This window comes from Sinomicrobium endophyticum, assembly GCF_052983315.1.
Genome location: NZ_JBRKIS010000011.1, coordinates 1 through 3936 on the forward strand (window position 1 = coordinate 1; position 3936 = coordinate 3936).

General features: G+C 43.9%; 6 protein-coding genes. 1 reads left to right on the top strand and 5 read right to left on the bottom strand.

Going from position 1 to position 3936, the window contains the following annotated elements; genetic code table 11:
- The 3 genes from ACVBDU_RS03590 to ACVBDU_RS03600 form a co-directional block, all read right to left on the bottom strand.
- On the bottom strand, nt 1–266 hold a 266-nt coding region (locus ACVBDU_RS03590), incomplete at its 3' end, for a transposase (RefSeq protein ID WP_447178008.1).
- Between the two features lie 280 nt (nt 267–546).
- On the bottom strand, nt 547–849 hold the full coding sequence (locus tag ACVBDU_RS03595; protein ID WP_447178415.1) for a phosphoribosylpyrophosphate synthetase: 303 nt from the start codon (nt 847–849) through the stop codon (nt 547–549).
- A gap of 66 nt (nt 850–915) precedes the next feature.
- Nucleotides 916–1380, bottom strand: a complete 465-nt coding sequence (locus tag ACVBDU_RS03600; protein WP_447178416.1) for an Mpo1 family 2-hydroxy fatty acid dioxygenase — start codon at nt 1378–1380, stop codon at nt 916–918.
- 435 nt (nt 1381–1815) lie between these two features.
- On the opposite strand from ACVBDU_RS03600, the gene ACVBDU_RS03605 reads away from it, so the two are divergent.
- A complete protein-coding gene (locus ACVBDU_RS03605) occupies nt 1816–2373 on the top strand; it encodes a thioredoxin family protein (RefSeq protein WP_447178417.1) in 558 nt (185 codons plus the stop codon).
- 22 nt (nt 2374–2395) lie between these two features.
- Here the strand turns inward: ACVBDU_RS03605 and ACVBDU_RS03610 are convergent, their stop codons facing one another.
- Together ACVBDU_RS03610 and ACVBDU_RS03615 are read right to left on the bottom strand one after the other, a co-directional pair.
- Nucleotides 2396–2929, bottom strand: a complete 534-nt coding sequence (locus tag ACVBDU_RS03610; protein ID WP_447178418.1) for a YfiT family bacillithiol transferase — start codon at nt 2927–2929, stop codon at nt 2396–2398.
- Between the two features lie 226 nt (nt 2930–3155).
- Nucleotides 3156–3936, bottom strand: a 781-nt coding sequence (locus ACVBDU_RS03615; RefSeq protein WP_447178419.1) for an IS3 family transposase, incomplete at its 5' end; no start/stop codon positions are given.

The following is a 3936-nucleotide window of genomic DNA, read 5'->3' on the forward strand; positions in this document are numbered from 1 at the left end:
TGCTTTTGACCCAAAGCCCGTTCCAGCTCCTTAATGCGCTCTGCCTGCTCTTTTTGCTTCTTTGATAAACTTTTACTTTCCACTATCATTCGTGTATTACTCACGTAAAGATCGGAATATTTACGTAACCATTTATATACCGCCGTGGTACTTACCTGATAAAGCTGGCTAACATCACGAACCCGGAGTTCTCCCTTTTCAATCTGCTTGACTAATTGCAATTTGAGGCCTAAATCAAACACTCTGTGTTCTTGTCCTTTTTTCATTATACATTAAGTTTAAGAAAAAAGGCAACCTATGTTAGGCTTAGTCAGTTTGCAGGTTGCAGCGTTGGGCAGTTCCAGGTTCCAGTTTTAGGCATAGAGCGTAGGTGGCTGAGTGTTCCGGCTCCGCCGGAATGTATCGAAGCCACCGGGTTCCAGGTTTCACTTGAAAAACCTGCAACCTGTAACTTGTAACCTGGAATTTTAAAAGCTACAATTATAGTTTTTTATGCGTTTGCACTGACACTCTCCGGAAGTATTTACCAAAGCCGTGAACAACTAATCAACGGATACGAAGTTTATCCATCATTTCTTTGGAGACATTGCCTGAATAAACTCCGTAGGCATCTACCAACAGTCCTTTTTCTCCTTTAGCGGTCTCAATAACATAAAGTACGGCATTATCATCCGGATTGGAACTTCCTTCAAAACGGTAAACTTTAAGTACATGGAGATCTTCTACCGGGATATGACTGCTTTTCTGCCTGTTATGCACGCCTTTGTCCCAGAGGTTATAATCATGCGTAAACCCTTCTTCTTTGAGTTCGGAAATAGCTTCCGACAATGTATCATAAGCATTCTTCATGGCGCAAATATTTAGCAAATCGGTTCCTTTAAAATTACAAACAATAACATGGAAAACCAATATTTTCTATCCCTTTCTAAAAAGATTCTGAATTACCCAGGCCGGGCCAATCAGCAGGAACTGGATGTCTTTCAGAAAGGAAGGCTTTTTCCCTTCGATCTTATGTCCGTAGAACTGTCCTACCCAGGCAATGGCAAAAATAAGAAGGGATACCAGCCACAGGGGAGCAATACGGGAAATCCAGCTATTGATAAGGATACACAACGAAGAAAAGATCAGTATTTTGAATGCCATGGAAAGCGATAAACGGGCATAAAAGATCAAAACAAAGAGCAATACTATTACAGCCCAGTTCTCTATATACGGATTTTCACCGGGCCATATCCGTCGCGGCAGCCCGGCGGGAATACTCATCAGTAAACCTACTATGGAAAAAAAGATAGCCGGCACACAAATGTAGTGGATCTTCTTATTGGTTTTGTTCTGGTGGCTAACGGCATAATCGTCGAACCATTGTTGCAGTGTTTTCATAATCGATAATATTTACCCGGAATACATAAATATCCTTAAATTAAACCACTACAATTTACGATATTTTCAATAAACCCGGTTTAACCGGATATAAAAATATTAAGGAAAAACTGCCGGAAAGGATGAAGGTGATCACGCATTGTAAACGGGCATATTCATGGGATCATCTTCAGAAGCAGACTTAACCTCCTGCGGATAACCGCGGTAAAAAGTTATTGCGCAGCGATACGCAAAGAAAACACAGAGATATACGAAGTAGTTACACTTTGCGGATCTTTGTACCTGCTCTGTAAAATTCCTTGCAACAATTAAAACCTGCACATAAATTTAAGATACGTTTGCCCTGAAAAACACAAATTCGTAACTTCGACCTTCTTGTTCCATATGGTTTAATTACCTTATAGAAAACAAGTCACCTCTAAAATCAAGCAAACCATGGCAAGAACACCCAGCAATATGCTCGCTCTGGGCACCCGGGCACCGGAATTTCACCTGCCGGATACTGTTTCCGGAAAAAACATTTCCCTTTCGGATATCCGGGGAGAAACGGCTACGGTAATCATGTTTATCTGTAATCACTGCCCGTTTGTAAAGCACGTGAACGCCGAAATTACCGGACTTGCCACCGACTACGGACGGAAAGGGATCGGCTTTGCCGCTATTTCCAGTAACGATGTGGACAACTACCCGGATGACGCCCCGGACCTCATGGCGGAAAATGCCCGGGAACAAGGCTTTCCTTTCCCCTACCTCTATGATGAAACACAGGAAACGGCAAAAGCTTACGATGCGGCATGTACCCCGGATTTTTATATTTTCGACAAAGCCCTCAAACTCGTTTACCGCGGACAGTTGGATGATTCCCGGCCGGGAAACGGGATTCCCGTTACGGGAGAGGATATGAGAGCGGCACTGGACGCACTCTTAAAGGGAGAGGAAATCCCGGAAATACAAAAACCGAGCATCGGGTGCAATATAAAATGGAAAAAATGACGCTTCCGGCATAAATCCGCAATCAGGAGAGCCACCCGTTACGCTCCAGAAGGTTCCGGATATGCATGTAGTGATGATTGCAATGCCAGGCATACACGCCAATGTTCTCGGCCAGGGCAACCTCCCTGTTACCTTCCGGGTGAACAAATGTTTTTTGCAAATCGCTATCCTTCAATCCGCGAAGCAGGTAAACCCACTTGGCATGTAGCGCCTTTAAGCCGTCCAACGCCAATGTTACCGCCGCAGACCTGGTATCGAACAACTCCGCCCAGCGGTCTTCATAATACGCTTTTATAACCGGGGAGTCCTCGGTCAATGTCCATTTAAAACGGACATAACTGTTGGTGTGACTGTCATATAAGTGATGTACTACCTGGCGGACCGTCCACCCTCCCGGGCGATAGGGAGTATCCAGTTGCGCATCTGCTAACCCGGCTACCAGTTTTTCCAGTCGCTCCGGAAAAGCTTCCAGAACTCCTGTCCAGGTATCCGTCTGTTCCTTTCCTATATATTCCGGGGCGATAAATTTTCCTATCGGGTATTGTAATTCTTCCATAGCTGTTTCCTGTATTCCCCAAAATTAAAAAGTTATTTGCAGAGTACCGGGCTATTATTCCGAAAAAATAATTCCATACAAATATTCGCAATACCCACAGGGCAAACGCATTTAAAAAACTAATAATTGTAACGTTTAGAATTCCGGGTTGCAGGTTACAGGTTACAGGTTGCAGGTTACAAGTTTCCAGGTTGGGCATGCCTGAATATGGTTGCCTTTTTTCTGGTTAATAATTAATCTTAAATCTCGGTTTTTGTTCAGGGGTTAACCCCTGAACAAAGGTTTCAAATTCTACAGGTTTCATATTTTTTAGTGAACCATGTGGACGTTGATAATTGTACTTTTCTACGATTTTTTTTATCAATATTCTCCCTTGTTTTAAACTGATATGGGAGTGGTCAAAATCGATATATTCATTTTTTAATATGCCGTTTAAAGATTCTGCATGAGCATTCTCCCAGGCTTTACCGCCCATGCTAGGCTGTACCTGATTTTCTGTATGTAACTCAGCTAATCGCTTATAAACGTATTGGCTGCCTTTATCCGAATGAAATATGAGTTGTTTCCGTTCGGTTTTAGCAGTCGTGGCCAGGGCTTCCCTATAAGCTACAACTATAGTATCCTCTGCGGTCAGGGTGGCTGACAAACTCCAGCCTTTGATTTTCCTACTGTACACATCCAGGATCAAGGTCAGGTAATAAGGCTTCTTAGCCGATACAGCGATATAGGTAATATCACTCACCCAAAGCTGGTTGATCCCGGTTAGTTGTAAATCAGTGATCCGATTAGGATACCAATGCTTCCCCCCATAAGTGGTACGGTAACGGTTGCGCTTGCGCTTTAACCTAAAGCCATGACTCAGCAATAAGGCCTCGGTCTTGTCCCGACCCATCCCGGTAGGCTTGAGCTCCGCATAGAGCTTCCTACAACCCAGCCGAGGATGGCCCTTACGAAGCTCCCTTGCGCCTTCCAGAACACTATTCCTAACCCGGAGTTGTTCCTGGTGG

What these genes read in the sequence shown, in the direction of transcription:
- ACVBDU_RS03605 (WP_447178417.1), top strand. Translation starts at nt 1,816, where the DNA reads ATGGCAAGAACACCCAGCAATATGCTCGCTCTGGGCACCCGGGCACCG.
- ACVBDU_RS03610 (WP_447178418.1), bottom strand. Translation starts at nt 2,929, where the DNA reads ATGGAAGAATTACAATACCCGATAGGAAAATTTATCGCCCCGGAATAT.
- ACVBDU_RS03600 (WP_447178416.1), bottom strand. Translation starts at nt 1,380, where the DNA reads ATGAAAACACTGCAACAATGGTTCGACGATTATGCCGTTAGCCACCAG.
- ACVBDU_RS03595 (WP_447178415.1), bottom strand. Translation starts at nt 849, where the DNA reads ATGAAGAATGCTTATGATACATTGTCGGAAGCTATTTCCGAACTCAAA.